Here is a 22394-nt window from a genome sequence, read left to right as displayed (position 1 = left end):
TCCCGCCCGGCCACCGACCGGCTTCGCAGCCGCCGCACTCACGGCTTGCTCAGGGCCTCCTGCCGGCCGGCCTCCACCTGGTCGTCCAGTGACGGGACGCCGGGATCGGCGGGCGGCAGGGGTGCGACGGCGTCCGCACCACCCGAGCCCTCCGGCGCCGTAATCGGATGGATGCGTTCGGCGGCCCAGCCCCCCTCCGTCAGCGCCCGCCACGCGGACTCCGCCCGGACCGCGGACAGGCCGAACTCCGCGAAGAGGGCCCCTCGATCCGGAGACGCCGTGGCGGCGACGTCGTCGAGGCCGACTCCGAGCTCCGCGAGCCTGGCGAGCAGCAGCGCCAGCTCCCCCGGCCGCTCCCCCACGGCGACCCGCAACCGCACCTGGCCCGGCGGCGTGCCGGTGCGCCTGCCGTGGATCCGGTCGAGTCCGGCGATCCCCCGGCGCAGCAGGTCCTCGATCCTCATCACGCTGTGACCCTCGCGCACCGGTTCGGCCGCCGCGAGGTCGTCGAGTGCGGCCAGCACGGCCGACAGGTCGTCGTTCAGCGCTCGCAGCACTCTGGCGACCGCGGCGGCGTTGGCCTGGAGGATGTCGCTCCACAGGTGAGGGTCGCCGGCCGCGATGCGGGTGACGTCGCGCAGTCCCTGCCCGGCGAGCCGGAAGGCCTCCTCAGGCCCGGCCTGGAGCCGCGCCGCCATCAGGCTGGCCACCACGTGCGGGGCGTGGGACGTCAACGCCACGGCGGCGTCGTGCGCCTGGTCCTCCATCACCACGGGGATCGCACCGCACAGGGCCACCATCTCGAGCACCCGGTTCAGGGCCGGCTGCGAAGTGGCCTGCGTGGGCGTGAGCACCCATGACCGATCCTCGAAGAGGTCGGCGCGGGCCGCGAGCGGGCCCGACCTCTCCCGGCCCGCCAGCGGATGCCCGCCCACGAACGTCACCGGGTCGGAGATGGTGCGCAGCACGTCGCGGGCCGGGGCGGACTTCACGCTCGCCACGTCGGTGTAGGCGTGGGCGAGTCCGCGCAGCTGCTGCTCGGCCAGCACCGCGCCCACCCTGCTGGGCGGTACGGCGATCACGGCGAGGTCCACCCGCTCCGCCGGGGCGCCGGCCACGCCGGCGCCCAGCGCCGCCGCGGTGCGCGCCGCCGTCTCGTCCTGGTCCAGCAGATGCACCATGACGCCGTGCCGGCTCACCGCGAGCCCCACCGATGTCCCGATCAAACCTGTGCCGACCACCGCCATGGTGCGCATCACAGGGTCACTCCCCCTTCTCCCGGCTGTGCCAGGTCCTCGCGCAGCGCCGCCGCGCCCCCCAGGTACACGTGCCGGACGTCGCGGACGGCTCGGGCGGTCCGCACGTGCGCGAGGACGCGCACCGTTCGGGGCAGCGCTCCCTTCACGTCCAGTTCCCGCGCGCACATCAAGGGGACGTGTGTGAGGCCGATCGCGCGCGCCGCCGCAGCGGGGAACGCGCTCACCAGGTCCGGGGTGGCGGTGAACACGATGCTGATGAGGTCGTCGGGCGACAGGTCGTTGGCATCCATGATCTTGCGGAGCATGGTCTGGACGCTCTCCAGGAGGTGCGGCTCGTCGTCCCGCTCGACCTGGATGGCGCCCCGCACCGCCCGGACGGTCATCCCCGTCCCGCCCGGGGAAGCCCCCCTCCCCGCCGGGTCCTGACGGAGCATCTCCGCGACGAGGAAGGCCAGTTCGAGGGACTGGCTGCGGTTGAGCCGGGGGTCGCAGGCGGTCTCGTAGCGCCGGTGCAGGTGGTCGACGAGGATCTCGTCTCCGCCGCCCAGGCACTCGGTGACGTCGTCCCCGGTGAGCTCCACGTGGATGCCGCCCGGGTGGGTGCCGAGCGCCCTGTGCACCTCGAAGAAGCCCCTGACCTCGTCGAGCACGTCGTCGAAGCGGCGGGTCTTGTGCCCGGAGGCCGCCTCGAAGGTGTTGCCGTGCATCGGGTCGCAGACCCACACCACCTGGGCGCCCTCGGCGGTCACCTTCTCCACCAGCTCGGGCAGCCGGTCCCGGACGGCGCGCGCGCCCATCCGGGTGACGAACGTCAGCCGGCCGGGCTCACGCTCGGGGTCGAGCCGGTCGATCAGGGCCAGCGCCTCCTCCGGAGTACTGGACGGCCCCAGTTTCACCCCGATCGGGTTGCGGATCCCGGAGACGAACGCGACATGCGCGTGGTCGAGCTGCCGGGTGCGCTCCCCGATCCACACCATGTGCGCCGACACGTCGTACAGCCGCCCGGTGCGGGAGTCCGTCCGGGTCAGCGCCGACTCGTAGTCCAGGATCAGCGCCTCGTGGGAGGAGTAGAACTCGACCGCGCCGAACTCCTCCGGACCGGCCCCGCAGGCGTTCATGAAGCTCAGCGCCCGGTCGATCTCCCGGGCCAGGGCCTCGTAGCGCCGGCCCGCCGGCGAGGACTTCACGAAGTCCTGGTTCCAGGAGTGCACCTGGCGCAGGTCGGCGTACCCGCCGGTGGTGAAGGCCCGCACCAGGTTCAGCGTCGAGGCGGACGCGTGGTACATCCGCTTGAGCCGCTCCGGGTCGGGTGTGCGGGCCCCGGGGGTGAACTCCATGCCGTTGATGGAGTCGCCCCGGTAGCTCGGGAGCGTCACGCCGTCGCGGGTCTCGGTGGGCGCGGAACGCGGCTTGGAGTACTGCCCCGCGATCCGGCCCACCTTGACGACGGGCATGGAGGCGGCGTACGTGAGGACCGCGCTCATCTGGAGCAGCGTCTTGAGTTTGTTGCGGATCTGGTCGGCGGAGACCCCGCCGAAGGTCTCGGCGCAGTCGCCGCCCTGCAACAGGAATGCCTCACCCCTGGCGACGGCTCCCAGGCGGGCGCGCAGTTGGTCGCACTCGCCGGCGAAGACGAGCGGGGGGTACGACTCGAGGTCCGCGATCACACCGCGCAGAGCCTCGCGGTCGGGGTACTCGGGCTGCTGCGCCGCGGGTAGGTCTCGCCAGGACTGGCCCACCGGGGCACTCTGCGGAGAATTCATGGCTGTGGTGTCTTCCGGCTGGGGACGAGATCGTCCGTGCTTTCGATGGCCATGCACGCGTTGGGTCGCACCTTCTGCCTCACAGGTATGTGTGCCGGGTCCGCATTCCGCGCGCACCCGCCGCCACGCCCTCCGGACGCGCCGGTACGGCGAGAGCCGCCCGGAGGCCGCGGCGGCGGCCGGACCTCGGCGGGCGTGCTACTCCTCGAGCAGGTCGGGCTGCTCGGCGACGATCTCGTCCCAGAGCAGCTGGAAGCTGAACCAGCCGAGCTGCGGATCGCCGAATCCGGCGCCCGCGGCCTCGGCCTGTTCGCGCGTGAACGTCCGCGGGGTGCCGGCCGCCAGGGCGAGCAGCTGCACCTGGGCGCAGCTGTCGTAGGTGAAGAACCAGTGGACCGCCTCGTCCAGCGACCCGCCGACCGTGATCAGCCCGTGGTGCCGCAGCAGGATGGCCCGGTTGTCGCCGAGCTTGTCCGCGATGTCCCGGCCCTGTTCCAGGGACACGGAGGGGCCCTCGTACGCCTCGTACAGGGTCTGCCGGCCGTAGAAGGCGGCCGACTCCTGGTCGATCGGCTCCAGCAGGCGGCCGAGCGCGCCGAGCGCGCGCGAGTGCGCCGTGTGTCCGTGCGCCACGGCGGTGGCGTCCGGCCGGAGCTCGTGGATCTGCGAGTGGATGACGAAGGCGCTGGGGTTGACCCGGTGCCTGCCGTGGACGACCCGTCCGGCGGAGTCGACGCAGATCAGATCGGCGACGCGTACGCGGTTGAAGGAGACGCCGAAGGGGTTCACCCAGAAACGGTCGTGGTGCTCCGGGTCGCGTACGGAGATGTGGCCCGAGATGCCCTCCCCGAACCCGTACTTGCCGAACAGCCGGAGGGCCGCCGCCAGGCGCTGCTTGCGGTGGCGGCGGGTTTCGTCGGGACTGTCGAAGGCCGGCTCGCCCGGGATGGGCAGGCCCGTCGCGGTGTCCGCGAGGTACGCCGGGCGCGGCTCGGCGGCCGTCGTCATGGTCATGGTCGTTTCACCTCTCTGCTGCTGGTCTGTGCTGCTGGGCAGGCCGTGTGAGCTGGTGAGCGGGCGTGGGCGCCGGGACCCGCTACGCGGGGAGCAGGACGTCCTCGGACCGGGCGGCGTCTCCGGCCTCCGCGTGCTGCAGGATGGCCGCGACGATGTCCTCGCTGCGGTCCACCAGGGACGGGATGCCGAAGGTGAAGAAGAGGGCTCCGGCCCCGATGGTGCCGAGTCCGTACAGGCGCGGATCCGGTGCGCCGCCCGCGATGAGGCGGCTCGTCTCCCGGGCCAGCCGGAGTCCGCCGTGCGGATGGGGGCTCGCGGCGCGGCCGGCGGTGAGCGCGGTCACCAGGGACCGGGCGGCGGCCGGTATCCGGTCCTCGGACGCGTTCACCGCGTTGATCACCGTGTCGGCGCCGATGACCTCCCCGTCGGAGGTGGCGAGCTCGAAGCCGCCACCGGAGCGTACGGCGACCTTCTGGAGCCCGGACCGCACGTCCAGCCGGCCGGCGTCGACGAGTTCGAGCAGCCGCGCCGCGCTGCTCGGCGGCATGGGACAGCACAGGCTCATGACGGTGCGGTAGTGGGAACGCAGCATCGCCGCCCTGTCCCGCTCCGTCAGCAACGGCCAGACGTCGGGGCCGATGTCCGGGACCGCGCGCTGCAGGATCCGCAGGCCCGGGTCCGGCGAGTCCACCGCGGCGAGATGACGGCGCAGGCGTTCGACCGGCGGCTCCATGTCCACGTCAACGATCTCGGCGCGTATCGCGTCGAGGTCCGCGCCGGCGTCCACGAGTTCGGCCCGGACGACCGCCGTGAGGTCCTCCACGGACATCTCCCGCCGCTGCCGGGCGAGTGAGCGCATGTGGCACTTGGTGAGATGGCGCAGTTCGAGCTCGATCGGCCGCTGCCGGACGGCGGGGAGCACACCCCTCCTGGACAGGAGGGTGATCCGTCCCTGATGCCCCTGCGCGTCCAGGTGGAGGATGACGTCGACCGCGGTCAGGCCGCTGCCGATGACGGCCACGTCCTGCCGTTCCCCGATGTGGCGGAGACTGCCGGAGACAGGGTACGGGTCGGCGACGAATCCGGGTGCGCCGGTCAGCCCGTAGACGTCCCTGGGGCCGTCGCCGCCCACGCACAGAACCGCGTAGTCGAACGCGCCCGCGCTCGTGCCGCCCGTACTGAGCAGCACGTGGTCGGCGGTCCGCCGGGCCCCGGTGACCGCGGTTCCGACGAGATCGACCCGCCAGCCCTGCCTGCGCAGTTCCCCCAGTGCCGCGTACGCCGTCTGCTCCAGGTACTCGCCGTAGACGGTCCGCGGTACGAAACGTGCTCCCGAGTAGGCGTCGACGTACCCGGCGTCGTCGGCGACGCGCTCCCGTATCTCCAGCCAGCGCTCGAAGTGGTGAAGGTCGCCCACACGTGCCGACATGTCGTCGGGGGTCGCGTTGACCTTGATGACCTCGGTGTCGACCTGGTAGGCCCGGCCCCGCCACAGGTTGGGGGACGGTTCGAACACGGTGATGCTGCCCGGCCTTCCCCGCTCCCGGGCCAACGCGTCGATGAGGCAGACCGCGGACGCGCCGCCTCCGATCACACCGATTGAGATTCCAGACATGTGTCAGCCTCGCCTGTCGATTTATGGAGAAGGAATGGCGCTAGCCGATCCGGTTCAGGTCGATCCGATGAAATGCCCCCTGCAGGAAAACCAACGGCGCCCGCGGATGGTTCGTACCGAGCCCGACTATCTCCCCGACGAGCAGAAGATGGTCGCCGGCCACGATGTGATTCCAGTACCGGCATTCCAGCCATGCCGAGGAGTCCAGGAGCAGGGCCCCGGTCCGCTCGCCCGGCTTCGTGGGGAGACTGCTCAGGGCCTTTTTCCTTTCCTGTTCGGGGCGGGCGAATATCCGGGCCAGGTCCTCGCCTTCGGCGTCGAGGATGGAAACCGCCCAGACCCGGGCCTCCATCAGATCGGCCAGGAACGTCGATTCACGGCGGATACTCAGCGATATCAGCGGAGGGTCCAGCGAGACCGAGGTCAGCGAATTGATCGTCAGGGCGTTGTGTGTGCGGAGCGAAGCGGTGCCGGAGAACGTGGTCACCACGCACACGCCCGTGGCGAAATTACGCATCACCGTGCGCAGGTCGTCCTGCACGGCGACCGCCACCTGATTTGCCGTTGGCGCCTCACCCATCGTTGGTCCTCCCGGGGAGCATCGGACACGAAATATTCAACACATGCTCAGAAAATGACGGCCCCCGCGGGACGGACCCCCGACGGCCTCAAAGCGAAATCGAATCGGCTCGACACCGACGACATTACCCAGCGTCGGCGCGGACATTTGCCGGAGTGCGCACCGGAGATTGCCGGTGCACGACGATTTCAGGGCGACCGGGCCGGGGCGCATGCCGTTCGCGTTTTTCCGGAAAGCGCACGGGCGCGGATCAGCGCCGGGGAAAGCTTCGCCGGGCGCCGGGCCGCAGGGGGACGAAGGCGCCGGGGCCCCAGCGCAGCGCGGTCGCGTGACGGATCTCCACCGCGCGTTCCACGTCGAACTCGACGATCCGCAGCGCCCCGGGCAGCGCCGCGCTTCGCCGTGTGTCCCAGTCGACTCGGGCGCGGCCGGTCAGCTGCAGGGTGTGGCCCTGTTCCCAGTCCGGGAAGAGCAGGCCGCACGAGGGGTTGAGATGCAGGTTCCCCAACGTCATGTAGAAGGAGTTCCCGACGTAGTCGGGCCAGGAGAGCCTGCGCGGTCCCTCGACGGTCACGAAGCCCGGTTCCCCGCCTCGGTGCGAGGCGTCCGCGCCGTGCTCGGGGGAGTGGCTGGCGATGAAGAAGGTGTCCGCCTCCGCGATCCACCGTTGCTGTCGCGGTCCGAGATCCGCCCGGCTCGCCGCGGCGGGCCGTACGGAGCCCGGATCGTCCTCCAGCAGCACACGCTGCCGGAGGTACTTGGGGCAGTTGCCCAGCACCTGTTCGGTCCGCAGGTGGAGCCTGTCCTCGTGCCGCCGGGCCACACCGTTCACCCTGATGCGGCGCATCGTCTGCGGCTCGATCGCCAGCGTCCCCACGGCGCGCTCCGTCTCGAAGGCGTGCTCCAACGGGTCGCCCGCGACGGGCAGGGCGGCGACCACGAGGTTGTGGTGGCCGACCGGGTCGGCGAACCCCGGGTCTCCCGTGACGAGGGAGGCCCACACCGCGCCCCCGGGATCGGCGGCGCCGAGGACGAGCATGCGTTGCCGCCTCAGGAAGTCGGCGAACCCCGGCTGGATCACGTCGTCGAACATGGGAGACCCCCAGCCCGCGTGTCCCTCGCCCGCCCGCTTCTGCACGGCCTGTTCACCCTCGTGGTGGCGCGTCTTGACCACGTCGATCTCCTCGTGTCCGCAGGAAGCTCCGCCCGGCGCCGCCGACGCCGGCCCGCGCTGTCGCCGTCACCCGGTGCGGGGATACGCGCCGGCGGCGGAAAGGCCCGGGCGACGACTGGACGCTAGCGACGCGGCCGTCCGCCCACTTGGCGGGTCGCGCACGTTTCCTTGCGCCGATACGCACGTAAATCGCCCGTGACTGCGCACGGTAGTACGGTTCGGCGCCCGGCGGCATGACCGGATCCAGGTGGGCGGCGTCCGCGGCCCGCCGGCGATGTTTCCGAGGCACATGTGGCAGTCATCGAAAACTTCGATCGCCATAGAAAATCCGGCAAAGCGCATGTTCTCATGTCTTGCGGGCGAAGCGACCCCGGGGCGACATCAATCCGTTCAAGGACCAAGCCCCGTTTGAAGAGGTCGCGGTTGTGCCTTCGCGGAACGGCACGTCTACCACTAGGTCTTACCGACGAGGTGATTGATCGATGCTGCCTGTCCAAGTACCGAATGCACGTCATACCGTCGTCCACACGAAACCGTTCGCGCGTTCACAGGGTCACCTGGAGATCATTCGTGATCACCGGGCGGAGCTCGATGGGACCACGGCGGCCAGGCAGTTCGGTGAAGTGCGGTTCTCCTTGGTCGACGGAGGGCCCCGCGAACTCATCCGGCCCAGCAGGCTGATCGACCAGAGTGCCGAGGGATACCTGAGGGTATGCCGTCCGCTGGCCGGCGAGATATGGGTCTTCCAGGACGGGCGGCACTCGGTCGTCCGCGATCCGGAATTCGTCTGCTATGACAGTTTGCGGCCCTACAAAATCGTCATGCCGGAGCCGTTCCGTATGGCGACCCTGCTGTTTCCGCATCGTCTGATGGGACTCACGCCGAAGGACACCGAACTCCTCACGGCGAGGTCCTGCACCGGTTCAGAGGGACTCGGCGCACTGATGTCCAATCTTCTCATCGGGCTCGAGAAGCACAGCGGGAAAGTCGGCACGGCGATCGAGCTGCTGGGCGGAAGCGTGGCGGGCCTGGCCGCGGCCTTCTTCGCCGAGCGCATGCGGTCGCTGGCCGCCGATGCCGACGCGGGCAGGCAGGCCTTGATGCTGAGCATCCAGGCGTTCATCCGGGAAAGGCTCGCCGACCCGGACCTCACCCCGGCCGTCGTGGCCCAGCGGCACAACGTCTCGCTCCGGTATCTGCAGAAGATATTCCAGGAGCACAACATCAGCCCGGCGCGCTGGATCCGAGACGAGCGGCTGGCCCGCTGCCGGGCGGAGCTGGGCGATCCCGGGCTCGATCACCTGTCCATCGCGGCCGTGGGCGAGCGATCGGGATTCTACGGCGCCTCGCATTTCAGCCGCCTCTTCCGGGACCGGTACGGCATCACCCCCAGGGAGTTCCGGAAGCAGCGGAACACGAACCCCGCCGAGTCCACCGGCAGCCCCGCACCGATTTGACCGACCAGCGGAAAGGTGACGCAGTGACAAGCTTCGAATTCCCCGGACAGTACTACGAGCTGATGCGCAGGGATTTCCGGAACCTCGCGGCGGAGACGGATTTCCTCGCCTCTCTCCTGCCGGACGGCGGGCGGTCTCTCGATCTCGGCTGCGGGACCGGGACCAACCTCCGCGAACTCGGCGCGCGCGGCTACTCCGGCGTCGGCGTCGACCAGAGCGCCAGCTTCGTCGAGTACGCGCGGCGGATGGGCGGAGAGGGGGTCGAGTACGTACACGAGCGGGTCGAGGACTTCGACAGCGAGGACCGGTTCGACCTCGTCTACTGCCTGTTCATGACGCTCAACTACCTGCCGCGGGCTGAGCTGCGGCGCGTTCTGCGGAAGATGCGCGGCCTGCTGCTGCCCGGTGGGCACGTCGTCCTCGAGTTCGGCCACCTGCTGAACTTCGTGGAGAGCTACCAGCCGTACACGGTCGCCCACCACCGCGGTGACGGGGTGCTCGTCACCCGGCTCGCCCGCCAGTCGCTCAACCCCCGCGCGGCGAACTGGAGGAACGAGGAGACCCTGCTCGTACGGGAGGCCGACGGCCGGGTGAGCATGTACGACAACTTCTTCGACCAGGCGGTCCTCACCGGGCCCGAGGTGCGCGAGCTGCTGGCCGACGCCGGCCTCGGGATCTCGGCCGAGTACGGCGGCTTCCGCAAGGAGCAGGTTCCCCCGCACGGGCGCGGACCGGTCGTGATCGTGGCGACCGCGGAGGGGGCGGAGGCGCTGTGACGAACGCCGGCATCTCGCTTCTCGACGGCGGTCCGGTCGTCACCCCCGACGTCCCGCATCTCGGTGAGGCGCTCGTCCGGGCGGCGCGGGCGGGGAGCGCGGAGGGGATCTGCTTCATCCGGCCGGACGGCTCGGAGTCCCGGATGACCTACCGGGAACTGCTGGACGCCGCCTCGCGCATGCTCGCGGGGATCCGCGCGGCCGGTGTCGCGCCCGGGGAGACGGTCGTCCTCCAGGTGGCCGACGACCCGGAGTTGCTGGTCGCCTTCTGGGCCTGCGTCCTGGGCGGTTTCGTCCCGATGCCCGTCAACGCCGGCGCGACCGCCGACCAGCGGGAGGCCGCGCCCGGGCTGCTGGAGCGGGTCTGGAACGGCTACGGGAAGCCGTGGGTGATCACGGGTGCGGAGCAGCCGCTGTCCCGGGAGGTCCTCGCCGATCCGGCCTGGCGGACCGCGTGGCTGGGAGACACCCGCCGGTTGCTCGCACACTCTCCCGACCACCGCCGGCACCCGGCCGAACCCGGCGACCCGGCCATGTACCTCCTCACGTCCGGCAGCACCGGCGTGCCCAAAGCGGTGGTGCTCACGCACGGCAACGTGCTGAGCCGCACCGCGGCCACCGCCCGGGTGAACCGGCTGGGCGGCCGCAACCGCACCTTCAACTGGATGCCGCTCGACCACGTGGGCGGTCTCGTCATGTTCCACGTCCGCGACGTCTACCTCGGCTGCCACCAGGTCCATGCCCGGATCGAGTGGGTCCTCGAAGACCCGCTGCGCTGGATCGCCGCGATGGACCGCCACCGCGCGGACACCACATGGGCGCCCAACTTCGCCTTCGGGCTCATCAACGACCAGGCGGACCGGCTGAAGGAGCAGTCCTGGGACCTCAGCCGCCTGCGGTACATCATGAACGGCGGCGAGGCCATCCGGAACGGCGTGGTCCGCCGATTCCTGGAGCTGCTCGCGCCCTTCGGGCTTCCCGCGGACGCGATGTACCCGGGCTGGGGAATGTCGGAGACCTCCGCCGGGGTGGTGGACTGCCGGTTCTCCGCCGGCGACGGCGGCGACGAGCGGTACGTCCCCGTGGGACGGCCCCAGCCCGGCACGTCCGTACGGGTGGTGGACGAGCACAACGCGCTCGTGCCCCCCGGCGCCATCGGCAACCTGCAGGTCAGCGGCGCCCCGGTGACGGGCGGGTACTACCGCAACCCCGAGCAGAACCGCCAGTCGTTCACCGCCGACGGCTGGTTCAAGTCGGGCGACCTCGCCTACATCCAGGACGGGATCCTCACCGTCACCGGCCGCGCCGACGACGTCATCCAGCTCGGCGGCGTCACCTACCACGGCCATGAGATCGAGGCCCGGGTCGAGGAGCTCCCGTTCGTGGAGCCGTCGTACACCGTGGCCTGCCTGGTGACCGGAGAGGACGGGGAGACGGAGGAGCTGGCCGTGTTCTTCCACCCCCGCGACGGGATGCCGGCCTCCGAGGCGGAGCGCCTGATCCGCGGCCGGGTGGCCGACGCGTTCGGCGTCGACGTGACGTACGTCGTGCCGGTCAACAGGGAGGACGTCCCCAAGACCGGTATCGGCAAGCTCCGCAGGGCGCACCTGCGCGAGCGGTTCGAGGCGGCACGCGACACCGGCCGCGTCGTGGCGTTCACGCCACGCTCCTGACCCGGCCGAGTCCGTGACGCCGGTGCCGCCGGGGGAACCGTTCCCCCGGCGGCATCCGTCGTCCGCCGCGCGGACGCCCCGGGCTGACCTGTGCGGCCTGACCGGCGCGGGCGCGTGCCCGCGTTCAGGACCCGGCGGGGATCCCCCACACGTGCCAGGTGTCGATCTCGATCCAGGCGCTCACCCTCGGCCGTTCGCGGTTCGGGTACGGCTCACCGGTGTAGTGGACGGCGAGGCGGTCGATGTCCTTCAGGTCCGGGTCGTCCTGCAGCGCCACCACCCGCCCCTGCAGGCTGACGTGGCGGTACCAGCCGCCGGAGTCCAGCACCGTGAGCGACACCCGGGGATCCTTGCGCAGGTAGTCCAGCCGTTTGCGCCCGGCGTCCATGTTGACCAGCACCCGCCCGTCCTGCCACAGGTACCAGGTGGCCACGGAGACCGGTGCGCCGTCCTGGCGGACGGTGCTGATGACACAGGGATTCGGACGGACGAGGAGTTCGGCGATGTGCTCGGGCAGAGCGCCACGGGACATGAGCGGAGACCTTTCGAGACCGGAACCGCCGTATGGCCGGTTCAGACGCCGGTGTCGCGAGCCCGCGCGTAGTGCCGGGCGGCCTTGACCCGGTTGCCGCACAGGGACATGGAGCACCAGCGGCGGGTGCCGTTACGGGACGTGTCGAGGAAGTAGCGGATGCAGTCCGGCTGGGCGCACAACCGGATGCGCTCCGGAGCCGCGGCCAGCAGGTCCAGGTAGTCGCGGACGGCGGTCCACGCCGCCCCCCACGCCGGGTCGTCGAACTCCGCCGTCTCGCCGGGTCCCTCCGCGGTGAGGGTGAGCCGGATGCGCCCATGGGCGAGGACGTCGTCGACCTGCCGGTGGACGGCGGGACCCCCCGGGCCGGCGGCCACCGCGGCCAGCACGTCGCGCGCGTGGACGACCGCCTTCAGCGACTCCTCGTCCGCGGCGAAGCGGTCGGCCAGCCCGTGGCCGGCCAGCCACACGCGCAGCCCGGAGGGCGAGTCCAGCAGGTCGTGAAGCCGGCCGTGCTCCTTCCACCGGGTGTTCAGGAGGTCGAGGGCGAGGGGTTCCCGGACGAACGGACGCGGGTCGGGCTCGGTCATGGCGACATCCTCCAACTACCGCCTGCTCTAACCACTCAATCATAAGTGACCGGTTGCAGCGCCGTGTTTCTAACCCTTAAAGTCTGCCATGACGGTTATATGGAGCACTACCTGAGCGTTCGGGAGAGGGGCCATGTCACTGCCGGTCACATGGGCCCTCGCCACCGGGCATGGGGTGAGTCGGTCACGTCCGGCGTGTGCGGACGTACCAGATCGCGTGCGCGTTCGGGCGAACGGTGAGGCGCCGCCGTTCCTAGCGTGGAACCCGCTGCGAAGTGGCCAGGACTGTCACACCGTCCCGCTGTACAGGCCACGGCGGCCTGGAGTCATCAGCGGACGGCGGCAGTCCGTCGCTGCGATCGGACCAGAGACGAAGCCACGAACAGGAGGTTTTCACATGACCATGCCGGAGACTCTGCGGCCCGTGGCAGGGCGCGAGCAGGTTCCCGCTTCGCCGGAGGAGATCCTGGCGCGCGCGAGGGCGGCGGCTCCCCTGCTGCGCGAACGCTCCGAGGAGATCGAACGCACCAGGCACCTTCCCAAGGACGTCGTGGAGCTGCTCCGCGACACCGGCGTCTTCCGCATCGGCATGCCCAACGAGTGGGGCGGCCCGGAACTCACCTTCGCCCAGCAGACCGAGGTGATCGAGGCCCTCTCCTACGGCGACGCCGCGGCGGGCTGGTGCGCCATGATCGGTATGGACACCTGGATCTACGCGGGCTACCTGAACGAGTTCGTCGTCAAGGAGATGCGGGCCAACCCCGACGCGATCACGGCCGGCCTGATCTTCCCGGTCGGCCGCGCCGACCGGGTGCCCGGCGGCTATCGCGTCACCGGCCGCTGGCCGTTCGGCAGTGGCGTCACGCACGCCGACTGGGTCGTCGGCGGGTGCGTCGTCCACCAGGACGGCGAGCCCGAGCCGGGGCCCGGCGGCGCGCCGATGAACTGGCGCCTGATACTGGCCCGCGGCGAGGAGTTCGAGAAGGTCGACACCTGGCACACCACCGGGCTGGCCGGCAGCGGCAGCATGGACTACCAGGTCACCGACCTGTTCGTCCCCGAGGAGCGCTCCTTCGACTTCACCCAGCCGCAGCGGTCGGGACCGTTCACCGCTCCGGACGCCTTCTTGAGCAACGTGCCCGGTGTGCCGCTCGGAGTCGCCCGCGCGGCCCTGGACCACGTACGCGAGTTGGCGGCCGGCCGGGTCGAGAAGACGACCGGTACGCCGTGGTCGGACAGCTACCGCGTGCAGACCGCCATCGGCCAGGCGGAGATGGAGCTCGCCGCGGCACGCTACGCGGTCTACGGCACCCTGCACGATCTGTGGGACCGGCTGCAGTCCGGCGTCGAACCGACCCCGGACCAGCAGGTCTCCTCGGCGCTGGCCCGTGTCAACGCGTTCAGGACGGCTCGCTCGATCGTCTCCCGGCTGTCCGACCTCGTCGGAACCGCCTCGATCTACCGGACCTCTCCCCTGGACCGCTGGCTGCGGGACCTGCACACGATGTGCCAGCACATCCTCGCCCAGGAGCAGATCGTGCAGTCGGCGGGGGCCCACCTCCTCGGCGGGACGCCTCTGGCGCCCTTCCCGCTGGGGCTCAAGGGCTGACCCGCGACGGTGAAGCCGGCCAGGGGCGAGGGCCGGCATCCCCTCGCCCCTGGCTTACCGCCGGCATCGGACGCGGGCGGCAAGAGCCTCCGCTCCAGGCTCGGGATCGGCGCTTCCCATCCCCTCGGCGCGGCGGCAGCGACAATACGACCGGAGTGGATTAGGACAGTCATGACGACTTCACCAGAAGAAAAAGTCCAGACGTTAGCCGAAGCCCAGACGAAGGCACCGGCGGAGGGGAACTCGTGGGGGCTCCGCGAGTGGGGCCTGCTCGTCAGCGTCTGCGCCGCCTTCTTCCTCGACGCTCTCGACAACATCATGGTCGGCATCGCGGTGCCGCCGATCCAGGCGGACCTCGGGATGACCACCGAGTCCGTGCAGTGGGTCGTGAGCGCGTACGTTCTCGGCTTCGGCGGCTTCCTGCTGCTCGGCGGGCGCATGGCGGACCTTCTGGGCCGTCGCCGCATGTTCCTGGCGGGTGTCGCCGTCTTCGCCGTCGGATCGCTGGTCGGCGGCATCACCAACGAGGGCCTGGTCGTGATCGTCGCCCGGTTCGTCATGGGCGTCGGCGCCGCGTTCACCGCCCCGGCCAGCCTGTCCATCATCGTCACCAGCTTCGCCGAGGGCCCGCAGCGCAACCGCGCGCTGGGCATCTACACCGCGTGCGGCGCGGTCGGCTACTCGACCGGTGTCATCGTGGGCGGCTCGCTCACCGAGATCAACTGGCGCTGGACGTTCCTGCTCCCGGTCGCCGTGGCGCTCATCGCGTTCGCCGGCGCCCTGTCGCTCGTGCCGCGCGACGCCGCGTCGGGCCGGCGCGGGGGCTCGTTCGACATCGCCGGCGCCGTCACCGTGACGGCCGCGATGCTGCTGCTCGTCTACAGCATCGTCGAGGCGCCCACCGCGGGGTGGACGTCGCCGGGCACCCTGGGGATGTTCGCCGCCTCGGTGGTGCTCCTCCTGGCCTTCGTCGTCATCGAGCGCCGGACGGCCCAGCCCCTGCTGCGCCTGGGCCTGCTGCGCAACGGCGCGCTGGTGGGCGCGAGCCTGGTCGCGGCGGCGATCCTCGGCACCTATATGAGTTTCCAGTTCATCGGCGGCCTCTACCTGCAGTCGCTGCGCGGCTGGTCGCCGATGCAGATGGCGCTGGCCTTCCTCCCCATCGGCCTGCTCATCGCGACGATCGCGCCGCGGGCCGGCAAGCTGATCTCGCGGTTCGGGGTCCGGTGGATGATCTTCGCGGGATTCGTCGCCTACACCGCTTCGTACCTGCTCTTCCTGCGGATCGACGAGGCGTCCCCGTACGCCTGGGTGATCCTGCCGAGCATTCTGCTCATCGGCGTGGCCTTCCCCTTCTCCTTCCCCGCCGCGAACGTCCAGGCGACCACCGGTGTGGCCGACTCCGAGCAGGGGCTGGCGGCCGGTGTGCTGCAGACGGGATACCAGGTCGGCGCGGCGATCGTCCTCGCCATCGTGACCGCCACGATGGCTGCCGGCGGCGAGGCGGGCGAGGCGACCGCGACCCTGTCCAGCTACCACAACGGCCTCTATGTCGTCACCGGCATCTCCGTCGTGACCATGCTGCTCACGCTCGTCGCGGCGCTGCGCGCCTCCGCACGGCGCCGGGTGGCGGCTTCGGCCGCGGTCGCCGACTACTAGAGCCCCCACGCCGCGGCCGACCGGGATCTCCACCGTCCCCGGGACGGGCTACTCCCGGTCGGTCGTACGGCGGGACGCGGCCGGCGGCGCGGCGGCACGGGCAGGAAATCGCCGGCGTCCGGTTCACGAGCAGGCCCGGCGAAGAGGCGTTCTGTTTTCGGCCCTATAAAAGTGATCCCGAGGCGCGGCTGAATTGGCGGGAAAACCCGCGCCCGGGGCCTGTTTTCACGCATCGCCTCATGCGTGACAGAATGTCGATGGACATGGTAAATACATCGCTGGAAAATGAGCGTGCACCACCTTGACCATACGCTGATCTCGGGTTATAGGGGAGACTTTGTCGTTCTGCGTGAACCTGCAGCAGCTACGCACTTTCTGTGAGGTCGCGGCCGAGCTGAGCTTTACATTGGCAGCAAAGAAGATGCACTACGCCCAGTCCAGCGTTACCGCGCAAATCAGGACCCTCGAAGAAGCCGTCGGGGCGGTCCTGTTCGACCGGAGAGGCCGCCGGATCGCCCTGACGGAGGCGGGAACGCGCCTGCTGCCCTATGCGGAAATGATGCTCCGCATCGCGGAAGCCGCCCACAAGGAAGTGGGCGAGGCCGTGACCGCGGCATAGCGCCGTTTCCGTGCGGGGTCAGCGGTCACGACGGCGCTCGACGCGCTTGCGGCGGGCGACCTCGCGCCGGTGCTCGGCCAGCGCGCGCTCGCGCTCGCGCCGGCTCACGCGCGCCTGGTTCTTGTTGCTCTCCAGTTCGAGCCGCAGCGCCTCCTGCGCCGCCGTGCCGCGCCGCGTGACCCGGGCCGCAGTAACGGCGGCGTCTCCAGAACGGCCATCGCCTTTCCGGGCACCGCGTGGAGCGTGGGGCAAACTGAGGGCATGGAACCGATCTCTCTCGACGTACGGGCCGGGGAACTACTCGAACGCGCCGCCGCCGCTTCCAGCGGGCGCGCGGCCGACAGCGTGCACGGCGGCCACGAGCACGCGCTGCGCCAGACGCTGCTCGCCCTCACCGCCGGGACCGGCCTCGCCGAGCACGAGAGCCCGGGTGAGGCGACCCTGCTGGTGCTGCGCGGTCATGTACGGCTGAGCAGCGGCGACGCCTCCTGGGAGGGGCGGTCCGGGGATCTGCTCGCCATTCCCGACGCACGGCACGCGCTCGACGCCGTCGAGGACAGCGCGGTCCTGCTCACCGTCGTCAAACGCCCCTGACAGCGCCCGCCCGGCGGGTCTTTCCGATCACGGCGCGGACGGGAGGAACCGCTACACGGCCTGGAGGAAGCAGCCCAGGGCGAGCAGCGACAGGACCTTCACGACCTCAAGCGCCACGTAGTACAGGTGCGCCGTCGACCTGTGCCGCGCCGGGTCCTCTCCGGACAGGACGCGGTCGGACCTGCGGTTGAGCGGCGGGCGTACGGCGGCGATCTGGACCACCAGGGCGGCCGCGGCGAGGGCCGTGAGCGCCACCACGGCGGGGCCGGGCGAGCCCGTCGCGACCGCCGCGATCACGACGACCGCCAGCACGGCCTCGGCGGCGTTGAGGGCACGGAAGACGAGGCGGCCGATGCCGAGCCCGATCGCGATCGTCACTCCCGGCGCGCGGAACTTCAGCGGCGCCTCCAGGAATGAGATCGCCAGCACCATCCCGAGCCAGACGAAGGTGGCCGCGCCGCCCACGGCGGCCGAGGCGGAGTTCATCGTCGTTCTCCTCTCGCACGCGCGAATCGGCGGGGCACTCCGGGCGTGGTCCCGCACGGCTTGCGCCGCCGCCCTCGCCAAGGGTTCCACGCGTGCCCCCCGGTTTCCGAGTGAGGGTCACGCGCGGCGCTCGTCACCCGGACCGCGGGCACGGGCCCGGTCGCTTCGCGCTGCCGGAGGTCATCTCCAGCCGGTCCGCTGCCGCAGCCAGGCGAGCGCCACCCGGCCCTGTGCGAGCTGGAACGCGCGGAGCGTGGGCAGACCTGGCGGCGGGGGAAGGCTTCCCCGCTGCAGGAAGAAGCCGGTCACGGCGGCCAGGACCGCGGTGACCGCGTCGCCGTCCGCCTTCGCCGCGACCGGGTGGCGGTCGAAGACCGCGGCCGGCGGCGGCCCGCCCTGCATGGCCACGCTCGGGAGCATCCCGAGCAGGTCGAACCACCGCGTGCTCAGGCACGCCCAGGGCCAGTCGACGACGACCACTCCGCCGTCCGCCGTGAGCAGCAGGTTGTCTGCCCGCAGGTCGGCGTGGGCGAGCGTGTCGCCCTCCGCCGCTTCCTCCCACTCGGACTCCAGTTCCGCCAGCCGGTCCAGGTGCCGCCGGGACCACGCGGCATCGGATCCGTCCATGCCGAGGCCGTCCGGCCCGGCCGCCAGACGCCGCCATCCCCGGTAGTCCTCCCCGAGCCGCTCGGCGGCGGACGGGACGGCCACGGGCGCGGGGGTGAGCGACTCGGCCAGCCCGGCCATCACCCCGAGCACGACGTCGAGCTCCGCCGGGATCCAGGGCTGGGCAGGCTGCCGCCCCTCGACGTCCTCGAACAGCAGGACCACCCAGCCGTCCTCGTCGAAGGACGCGAGCAGCCGGGGCGCGGGCGCGGTCGCCGGCAGCGCGGCGGCCACCCGGGCCTCCGACCGGTGGATGCCGGGGCTGGCCGGGTTCGGCTCGGGCCCGACGGCCTTGACGAAGGCCCTGCCGCCACCCGCGAGCCGCAGGCGGGCCGCCACACCCGGGGAGAAGCCGCCGGGCTGGGTGAGGGCCTCGGTCACGCGGTCGCCCAGGTGCGTCTCGACGGCCAGCCGCAGGTGCGCGGGCACCGCGGCCCACGGCAGTCGTACGCCTCTGGCGGGCGGGGGCGGGCCGTCCTCATCGTGACGGCGACGCCGCTCCTCCCCCTGGCCGCCGGGCTCCCGGGAATCGTCGCGCATCTCCGCATGATGGGCGGGGGGCGGGTAGGGCGGCAAACGACTTTCGCACGCGAATAATTCGGTTGGGATCGCACCCGCCTCCCCGGCACAGTGGATCTCGACCGAGGAGGAGATCCACGATGCCGAAGCACATCGCCCCGAAGCTGCTGTCCTGGGCGAGCGAGATCGACGAGGGAACGATCGATCAGGCCGCCCGCGCGGCGCGTCTGCCGTTCGTGCCCGGTCACGTCGCGCTCATGCCGGACGCGCACGTGGGCATCGGCGCGACGGTCGGCTCCGTCATCCCCACCGAGGGTGCGATCATCCCGTCCGCCGTCGGCGTGGACATCGGCTGCGGCATGGTCGCGACCGAGACCACGCTCACGGCCGCCGACCTGCCCGACTCGCTCGACCCGCTGATGCGGCTGGTGGAGCGGCGCATCCCGGCGGGCGTGGGCAAGGGGCACGACGACCGCGCGGTGGACCGCGCGCTCGGCGAGCTGGGCCGGCCGCACACCGCGCTGACGCCCAAGCAGGAGAACACCGTGGCCTGCCAGTTCGGAACCCTCGGGTCGGGCAACCACTTCGTGGAGGTCTGCCTCGACGAGCGCGACCGGGTCTGGACCGTGCTGCACTCGGGCTCGCGCGGGATCGGCAACCAGCTCGCCACCGCCCACATCAACGGCGCGAAGCGGCTCATGCGCGGCCTGGCGATCGGGCTGGAGGACTACGACCTGGCCTACTTCACCCAGGGCACCCCGGAGTTCACGGCGTACATCGAGGACATGCTGTGGGCGCAGCGCTACGCGATGGGGTCGCGGGCGCGGATGGACAAGGTGCTGAGCGAGGCGCTGTTCCGCGTCGTCGGCACCGGCGCCCGGGTCCGGACGATCAACTGCCACCACAATTTCACCCAGATGGAGACCCATCAGGGCAAGGAGCTGTGGATCACCCGCAAGGGAGCGATCAAGGCGGACATCGGGGACGAGGGCGTCATCCCGGGCTCGATGGGCACCCGGTCCTACATCGTGCGCGGGCGGGGCAACCCGCTGTCGTACAACTCCTGCTCGCACGGCGCGGGACGCAGGATGTCCAGGAGCCGGGCCAAGCGCGAGCTGTCGCCCGCCTCGCTCAAAGAGGCGATGCGCGGCCGGACCTGGAACTCCGACCGGGCCGCCGCGCTGGTCGACGAGCACCCCGAGGCGTACAAGCCGATCGACCAGGTGATGGCGGACCAGAAGGACCTCGTGGAGGTCCGGCACACGCTGCGCCAGGTCTTCAACTACAAGGGATGAACGGAGGGACGCCGCCGCTCCGCGCCCACGGTCTCGCGGGGCGCTGAGCCGGCCGGACGGGCGCCGGACGGACGCAGGACGAAGCCGCTCGCCACCCGGGCCGGGATCCGGTACGGCGAGACGGTGAGGTCCTGCTCCGGCACGGTGTAGTCCAGCCGGGCCAGCCGCGGCGCGAGGGCCTCCAGCAGGCCCACCGCGACCGGCTCGCCCGGGCACCGGTGGCCGTCCGCCGGGTCGCCCCCGCCCTGCGGGATCAGGTCGTACGGGCCGATCTCCCGCCCGGCGAAGCGTCGCGGGTCGAACGCGCACGGGTTCGGCCAGAGCGCCGGGTCGTGGTTCTGGCCCCAGATGTCGAGCAGCACGAGCCAGTCGGCCAGGATCGGCTCGCCCTTCCAGGTGAGGTCCGTGACGGCCTTCCCCGCGACGAACGGCGCGAAGGGGTAGAAGCGCCGCACCTCGTGGGCGAACGCCTCGGCGTACGTGCCGTCGGCGTCCTCGGCCAGGCGGACGCGGTTGACCGGCCAGCAGTGCAGGGCGTGCGCGGCGAACGTGAGGAACCAGCTCACGGCCACGGTGGGGCGCACCAGGTTGAGCAGTTCGACCGCCGCGATCCGGGGCGCGAGTGTCTGTCCGTCGGGCTCCCGGTGGCGGGCGGCCACGGCGAGCGCCGAGGTGTCCGGCACCCGCAGGGCGCCGCGCCGCACGTCCTCGACCAGTCCCGCCAGCCACGCCTCGCGGCGCCTGCGGGCGGCGCGGGCCCGCCAGTGTCGGGGGCCGGGCGACCCGAAGCCGTCGACCAGCGCGACGAGGTCGGCGGCGAGGGGCCCGGTCTCCTCCTCGGTGAGCGGGATGCCCGCCCAACGGCACGCCCCCCGCGTGATGACGCGGGCGGCCTCGTCGAAGAGCACGACGTGTCCCCTGTCCGGCCACGTCGCCACCGCCGCGTCCCACGCCGCGGTGGTCTCGTCCACCAGGGCGGCGACGCTCCGCGGTGTCATGAGCGACATGAACATGCCCTTGCGCGCCCGGTGCGCGGCCTGGTCCAGCGTGTGCACGGCGCCGTGGCCGAACAGCGTGCTCTTGATCGGCTCGGGCAGCGCGGGTGCCCGCTGGACGTGGTTGTCGTCGTAGAAGAAGCGGACGGCGTCCGGCCCGCGCAGCACGACGGCGCGCTGGCCCATCAGCCGGGTGTGGACCATCTCTCCCTGGGTCTCCCGCCATCGGGCCGGCAGCCAGGCGTAGCCCTCGAGCAGCAGGAGCAGCGTGGTGTCGAGCAGCGGCATACGTCCTGACTGCCCGCGTCCGTCCGGGAGAAACGGGTCCGGTCCGTCCGTCCGGGGGCCGGACGGACCGGTGTGACGGTCAGCCCCGGATGCAGGTGCCGCCGTTCAGCGTGAAGCCGGTGGGATCGGGGTTGGCGCCCGTGAATGAGCCGTTGAAGCCGATCTGCAGGGACCCGCCGCCCGGGATGACCGAGTTCCACGACATGGCCGCGGCGGTGACGTCCTTTCCGGACTGGGACCAGGTGGCCGACCAGCCACTGGTGACCTTCTGTCCGGCGTCCGGGAGGACGAAGCGCAGCGTCCAGTTGTTCATCGGCGCCTGGCCCAGGTTGATGATCTTCACGGTGGCCGCGAAGCCGCCGCTCCACGACCACGCCGTGTACTCGATCTTGCAGCTGACCGGAGGCGGCGAGTAGGTGGGGTAGCCGCCCGACGCCGTGGCCGTCACCAGATCGGACGGCAGGCTGAGATTGCCCGCCGCGTCCTTGGCCACCATGAAGTAGACGTACGACTGGCCGGTGACGAGGTTGCCCTCGGTGAAGTGCGTGCCGATGGGCGTGCCCACCCGCGTCCAGCCGACGGCGGTGCGCCGGTAGACGTCGTAGCCGGTGACCCCGACGTTGTCGGTGGACGACGTCCAGCAGAACGACGTCCCCTTGAAGTCGGGCAGGCAGTTGGCCTGTATCCCGGTCGGCCTGGTCGGCGGCGTCGTGTCACCCGTGGGAGGGGTCGGCGTCACGTTCGCGCCGGAGACCGCCGGGGTGCTGAGCAGCTCGGAGGGCCGGCTGGTGTTCCCGGCGGCGTCCCTGGCGACCACGTAGAACGTGTAGGTCCGGCCGTGGACCAGACCGGGGACGACGGCCGTCGTGCGGGAGGTGGAGGCCACCTCGTAGAAGCCGTCGTTCCTGAGAAGGAACACCTTGTACTCGGTGGTGTCGTCGGAGGACGCCGTCCAGCACAGGCCGACCACACCCTGGAAGCTCCCGCTCGGTGGCGGGGGCGGCGGGCACGCCCGCAGGTCGCCCGGGGCCGTCGGCGGCGTCACGTCCGCCCCCGGCGAGGGCGACGGCGACGGCGAGACCGTGGTCAGCGCGCGGACGGCGTGCAGTTCGGCCGCGCCACCCGCGAGCACGGGCGGCGCGGCGATGTTGGCCGCCAGCAGTGCGGCGGCGACGGCGCCCGCCGCGGCCCACGCGGCCGGCCAGGACAGTCTGGGCACGGTTCCACC

21 protein-coding genes and 1 pseudogene are annotated in these 22394 nt (G+C 71.4%); 8 read left to right on the top strand and 14 right to left on the bottom strand.

Going from position 1 to position 22394, the window contains the following annotated elements:
* Positions 1–38: 38 nt before the first annotated feature.
* The 7 genes and pseudogenes from HHX41_RS08230 to HHX41_RS41635 all read right to left on the bottom strand — a co-directional run bounded on the left by HHX41_RS08230 (position 39) and on the right by HHX41_RS41635 (position 7408).
* Positions 39–1256 carry a prephenate dehydrogenase gene (locus HHX41_RS08230; protein WP_220503896.1) on the bottom strand — a complete coding sequence of 406 codons (1218 nt, stop codon included), beginning with the start codon at positions 1254–1256 and terminating at the stop codon, positions 39–41.
* On the bottom strand, positions 1256–1642 hold the full coding sequence (gene aroH / locus HHX41_RS40295) for a chorismate mutase (RefSeq protein ID WP_259400814.1): 387 nt from the start codon (positions 1640–1642) through the stop codon (positions 1256–1258). Before aroH ends, HHX41_RS08230 begins: the two co-directional genes overlap by 1 nt.
* 39 nt (positions 1643–1681) lie before the next feature.
* A pseudogene (locus tag HHX41_RS08225) lies at positions 1682–3022 on the bottom strand (class II 3-deoxy-7-phosphoheptulonate synthase); the annotation flags it as partial.
* A 198-nt stretch (positions 3023–3220) separates the two neighbouring features.
* On the bottom strand, positions 3221–4036 hold the full coding sequence (locus HHX41_RS08220) for a class II aldolase/adducin family protein (RefSeq protein ID WP_182905442.1): 816 nt from the start codon (positions 4034–4036) through the stop codon (positions 3221–3223).
* A gap of 82 nt (positions 4037–4118) precedes the next feature.
* Complete coding sequence (locus HHX41_RS08215; RefSeq protein WP_169985833.1) at positions 4119–5654, bottom strand: FAD/NAD(P)-binding protein; 1536 nt, start codon at positions 5652–5654, stop codon at positions 4119–4121.
* A 40-nt stretch (positions 5655–5694) separates the two neighbouring features.
* Positions 5695–6234, bottom strand: coding sequence for a flavin reductase family protein (locus tag HHX41_RS08210; RefSeq protein WP_220503864.1), 540 nt, complete (start codon positions 6232–6234; stop codon positions 5695–5697).
* Positions 6235–6484: 250 nt separating this feature from the next.
* The gene (locus tag HHX41_RS41635) at positions 6485–7408 is read right to left on the bottom strand and encodes a pyridoxamine 5'-phosphate oxidase family protein (protein ID WP_310741837.1); all 924 of its coding nucleotides are present in this window, start codon (positions 7406–7408) and stop codon (positions 6485–6487) included.
* Between the two features lie 482 nt (positions 7409–7890).
* Here HHX41_RS41635 and HHX41_RS08200 point away from each other — a divergent pair, with 482 nt between their 5' ends.
* The 3 genes from HHX41_RS08200 to HHX41_RS08190 are packed head-to-tail and all read left to right on the top strand — an operon-like array spanning position 7891 to position 11314.
* A complete protein-coding gene (locus tag HHX41_RS08200) occupies positions 7891–8865 on the top strand; it encodes a helix-turn-helix domain-containing protein (RefSeq protein ID WP_182905441.1) in 975 nt (324 codons plus the stop codon).
* A 23-nt stretch (positions 8866–8888) separates the two neighbouring features.
* The gene (locus HHX41_RS41630; RefSeq protein WP_182905440.1) at positions 8889–9641 is read left to right on the top strand and encodes a bifunctional 2-polyprenyl-6-hydroxyphenol methylase/3-demethylubiquinol 3-O-methyltransferase UbiG; all 753 of its coding nucleotides are present in this window, start codon (positions 8889–8891) and stop codon (positions 9639–9641) included.
* The gene (locus tag HHX41_RS08190; protein WP_182905439.1) at positions 9638–11314 is read left to right on the top strand and encodes an AMP-binding protein; all 1677 of its coding nucleotides are present in this window, start codon (positions 9638–9640) and stop codon (positions 11312–11314) included. The genes HHX41_RS41630 and HHX41_RS08190 overlap by 4 nt, the downstream gene beginning before the upstream one ends.
* Positions 11315–11438: 124 nt before the next feature.
* Here the strand turns inward: HHX41_RS08190 and HHX41_RS08185 are convergent, their stop codons facing one another.
* Both HHX41_RS08185 and HHX41_RS08180 read right to left on the bottom strand, forming a co-directional pair.
* The gene (locus tag HHX41_RS08185; protein WP_169985841.1) at positions 11439–11846 is read right to left on the bottom strand and encodes a PPOX class F420-dependent oxidoreductase; all 408 of its coding nucleotides are present in this window, start codon (positions 11844–11846) and stop codon (positions 11439–11441) included.
* Between the two features lie 41 nt (positions 11847–11887).
* Complete coding sequence (locus HHX41_RS08180; RefSeq protein WP_169985842.1) at positions 11888–12436, bottom strand: CGNR zinc finger domain-containing protein; 549 nt, start codon at positions 12434–12436, stop codon at positions 11888–11890.
* Positions 12437–12833: 397 nt separating this feature from the next.
* Here HHX41_RS08180 and HHX41_RS08175 point away from each other — a divergent pair, with 397 nt between their 5' ends.
* From HHX41_RS08175 to HHX41_RS08165, 3 genes are all read left to right on the top strand, one after another.
* The gene (locus HHX41_RS08175) at positions 12834–14045 is read left to right on the top strand and encodes an acyl-CoA dehydrogenase family protein (protein WP_182905438.1); all 1212 of its coding nucleotides are present in this window, start codon (positions 12834–12836) and stop codon (positions 14043–14045) included.
* A 171-nt stretch (positions 14046–14216) separates the two neighbouring features.
* Entirely contained in the window at positions 14217–15704 is a 1488-nt protein-coding gene (locus tag HHX41_RS08170; RefSeq protein WP_169985846.1) for an MFS transporter, read from the top strand.
* Positions 15705–16053: 349 nt separating this feature from the next.
* On the top strand, positions 16054–16323 hold the full coding sequence (locus HHX41_RS08165; protein WP_182905437.1) for a LysR family transcriptional regulator: 270 nt from the start codon (positions 16054–16056) through the stop codon (positions 16321–16323).
* Positions 16324–16341: 18 nt separating this feature from the next.
* Here HHX41_RS08165 and HHX41_RS08160 read toward each other — a convergent pair whose 3' ends face one another.
* Positions 16342–16575, bottom strand: a complete 234-nt coding sequence (locus HHX41_RS08160; protein WP_182905436.1) for a DUF2992 family protein — start codon at positions 16573–16575, stop codon at positions 16342–16344.
* A 9-nt stretch (positions 16576–16584) separates the two neighbouring features.
* Here HHX41_RS08160 and HHX41_RS08155 point away from each other — a divergent pair, with 9 nt between their 5' ends.
* On the top strand, positions 16585–16917 hold the full coding sequence (locus tag HHX41_RS08155; RefSeq protein WP_182905435.1) for a cupin domain-containing protein: 333 nt from the start codon (positions 16585–16587) through the stop codon (positions 16915–16917).
* A gap of 51 nt (positions 16918–16968) precedes the next feature.
* On the opposite strand, the gene HHX41_RS08150 is transcribed toward HHX41_RS08155, so the two are convergent.
* Both HHX41_RS08150 and HHX41_RS08145 read right to left on the bottom strand, forming a co-directional pair.
* Positions 16969–17403, bottom strand: coding sequence for a hypothetical protein (locus HHX41_RS08150; RefSeq protein WP_169985854.1), 435 nt, complete (start codon positions 17401–17403; stop codon positions 16969–16971).
* A 180-nt stretch (positions 17404–17583) separates the two neighbouring features.
* Positions 17584–18609 carry a phosphotransferase gene (locus HHX41_RS08145; RefSeq protein WP_182905434.1) on the bottom strand — a complete coding sequence of 342 codons (1026 nt, stop codon included), beginning with the start codon at positions 18607–18609 and terminating at the stop codon, positions 17584–17586.
* A gap of 119 nt (positions 18610–18728) precedes the next feature.
* Between HHX41_RS08145 and HHX41_RS08140 the strand changes: the two genes are divergently transcribed.
* Entirely contained in the window at positions 18729–19883 is a 1155-nt protein-coding gene (locus HHX41_RS08140; protein WP_182905433.1) for an RtcB family protein, read from the top strand.
* Here the strand turns inward: HHX41_RS08140 and HHX41_RS08135 are convergent.
* Together HHX41_RS08135 and HHX41_RS08130 are read right to left on the bottom strand one after the other, a co-directional pair.
* Positions 19871–21166, bottom strand: a complete 1296-nt coding sequence (locus tag HHX41_RS08135; RefSeq protein WP_182905432.1) for a cytochrome P450 — start codon at positions 21164–21166, stop codon at positions 19871–19873. The two genes, HHX41_RS08140 and HHX41_RS08135, sit on opposite strands and share 13 nt — an antisense overlap.
* Positions 21167–21245: 79 nt before the next feature.
* Positions 21246–22385: a cellulose binding domain-containing protein gene (locus HHX41_RS08130; protein WP_182905431.1), complete on the bottom strand. Its 1140-nt coding sequence runs from the start codon at positions 22383–22385 to the stop codon at positions 21246–21248.
* Between the last annotated feature and the right edge of the window lie 9 nt (positions 22386–22394).

The organism is Microbispora sp. H13382 (assembly GCF_014161445.1).
Classification (GTDB): Bacteria; Actinomycetota; Actinomycetes; order Streptosporangiales; family Streptosporangiaceae; genus Microbispora.
Note: the sequence above shows the minus strand (reverse complement) of the source record. Positions and strands in the feature narration are given on the sequence as shown.